This window comes from Bradyrhizobium sp. (assembly GCF_049586575.1).
Taxonomy (GTDB): domain Bacteria; phylum Pseudomonadota; class Alphaproteobacteria; order Rhizobiales; family Xanthobacteraceae; genus Bradyrhizobium.
Map to the genome: position 1 here is coordinate 1 of NZ_JBAVCF010000599.1, position 2,714 is coordinate 2,714.

At 55.8% G+C, this 2,714-nt stretch carries 2 protein-coding genes; both read left to right on the top strand.

Translation table 11 applies throughout. The annotated features are described in order from the left end of the window. Positions 1-560, top strand: a 560-nt coding sequence (locus WB528_RS22345; RefSeq protein ID WP_423890756.1) for a molybdopterin dinucleotide binding domain-containing protein, incomplete at its 5' end; no start/stop codon positions are given. A 225-nt stretch (positions 561-785) separates the two neighbouring features. Then, positions 786-2,714 (top strand): outer membrane protein assembly factor BamA (gene bamA, locus WB528_RS22350; RefSeq protein WP_423890758.1); only part of this gene is annotated, 1,929 nt, incomplete at its 3' end.

Genomic DNA, 2,714 nt, shown 5'->3' on the forward strand with positions numbered 1-2,714 from the left:
GCTTGAACCTGCACGGAGACGAGAGCGGCGATCCGTGGCTGCCCTTCGCCAACGGCTTCGATACGCCCAACCGGAAGGCCCGGCTGTTCGACCCAGCATTGATCGCCCACGGCATGGATCCGGTTGCCTCGTTTGTGGCGCCGGAGGAGTCGCGCCACCAGCGCGGGAGGGAAGACTTTCCACTGGAGTTGCTGGCTCGCAAAGCGGACAATTTCTTGAACTCGACGTTCGTCAATCTGCCGAGCTTGCAAAAGATGGAGCGGCAGCATGAACTGGAGATCAGCCGGGCCGATGCGGAACGCCGAGGCATCGCGGACGGCGACCGGGTGCGGGTTTACAACCAACGGGGCGAGATTTTCCTGCAAGCACGGGTCGATGGAACGGTCGCAGATGGCGTGGTTGCAGCTCAGTTAGGCTGGGCGAAATTATCTGAAGCTGGTCTCAACATCAACGTGTTGACTTCGGACAGACTTACGGACCTGGGTGGTGGTGCTACGTTCTATTCCACTTTGGTTGAGGTCGAGCGCGTTTTCGAAACTTCCGGCCAGAGCAAGGGTTAGGGTTGCCATTCGTGGTAGATGAAGGGGGCGCTTGGTTTCCGCACCAGAGCATCCGTACCGTATAATTGCGCTTTCATTAACCTGTACTGAGGTTTCGTCATTTCTTGCCATCTTCAGGTAAGACCCGCGGCGCTGTTCGCTCGCGGGGCGCGTTACTTTGCCACGGCGATCAGCCTTTTTTTGGCATGCATCCTTCTTGCCGGGATGTGCGTTGCGCAACAAGGCGTGATTGAGGGCATTGTTATCCAGGGCAATCGCCGCATTCCGGCGGAGACCATCCGGGCGCGAATGTTCAGCAAGGCTGGTGATGTCTATGACCAGGCGGCCTTGGAGCGCGACTTTAACTCCCTGTGGAATACGGGCTACTTCGACGATTTACGCATCGAGCGCGAGGCATCGGCCAAGGGCTGGATCATCCACGTTTACGTCAAGGAAAAGCCGACCATTCGCGAGATCAAATACGTAGGCTTGAGTTCGGTTTCGCAGAGTGACGTGCTCGACAAATTCAAGGAGCGCAAGGTCGGACTCACCCAGGAGAGCCAATACGATCCGACCAAAGTAAAACACGCCGAAGTGGTCATTAAGGACTTGCTGGCTGCCCACGGCCATCAATTCGCCACCGTGCGTTCCGAAGTACGCCCCATTCCTCCCGCCGCCGTCGCCCTGACCTTCGTGGTGAAGGAAGGTCCAAAGGTGAAGGTGGGGAAGATCATTTTTGAAGGCAATAAAGCCATCAAGTCGCGCGAACTACGCGCCTCGATGAAGAACTTGAAGCCGCTCGGTATTCCGCACTCCATCTTTTTGGAGAATCTGTTTGCCCGCACCTACGATTCCACGAAGTTGAGCGAGGATGCCGAACGCGTCCGCTATTACTACCAGACGAAGGGCTACTTCAAAGCGCTGGTTGCCGATCCCAAGACGCAGATGCACGATACCAGCGGCTTCCGTTGGTATTGGCCGTTTAAGTCGTCCCCGGGTAAAGCTGTCGATATCACTTTGCCGGTTGAAGAAGGCGAACGCTACCGCCTGAAGGAGATCACGTTCAGCGGCAACAAGGCGGTGACGAATACCGCCGGATTGCGCGCCCTTTTCAAGATCAAAGATGGCGATATTTTCGACACGGAGGCCATCCGCAAGGGCCTGGAAGGCCTGCGAAAAGCCTATGCTGCACTCGGCTACATCAATTTCACGCCGGTGCCAAATACTGAGGCGGATGATGAAAAGAAGCTCATTAGCCTGCGCATTGACGTAGACGAAGGCAAGCAGTTCTTTGTCCGCCGAATCGAGTTCCAGGGCAATACCACCACCCGCGATAAGGTCATTCGCCGCGAGCTGGCGTTGGAGGAAGGCCAGGTTTACAACGGCAACCTATGGGAACTGAGTTTGCTGCGCTTAAACCAGCTCCAGTACTTTGAAGTGCTCAAGCCCGAACAGGATTCTGAGATTAAGCAGAATGTGCAGGATTCCACGGTTGACATTACCTTGAAGGTCAGGGAAAAAGGCAAGAACAGTATCGGCCTGACCGGTGGCGTTAGCGGCCTGGCGGGCGGGTTCATCGGCCTGAACTACACCACCAATAACCTGTTTGGCAAGGGCGAGAGCCTGTCGCTGCAATTCCAGATCGGCCAGTACCAGCGCAACGAGAGTATCTCTTTTACCCAGCCCTATCTGTATGACAAGCCATTGCAATTCGGCTGGTCGGTGTATCACAACAGCTACAACTACAATCAGGCGGCACTCACTTCGATCCAGCTCAACCAGACAGTCACCTTGCCGGCGAGTTATCAGGCGCTGCTGCAGAATTTCACCCAGACGAGCACGGGTGCAACCACTTCCTTGAGCTATCCCATCAAGCGCTCGTTCAAGCGGATTGGTATCACGTATTCGTTCGACGACTCATCGGTGCAGACGTTCAGCGCCGCGTCGGCAAGCTATTTTCAGACCCTGGCATTCCGCGGCATCTCCGGACCGAACGCGCTGAATGGGATTCTCACCAGCAAGGTTGTGCCTAATTTTTCCTACAACCGAATCGATAACCCGCAGCGTCCGCACACCGGGCAGAGCCTGTATTTCGCCACCGAATTTGCGGGTCTGGGCGGCAATGTCAAGTACATCAAGCCGCTTGCCGAGTACAAGAAATTTATCCCCGTTAAC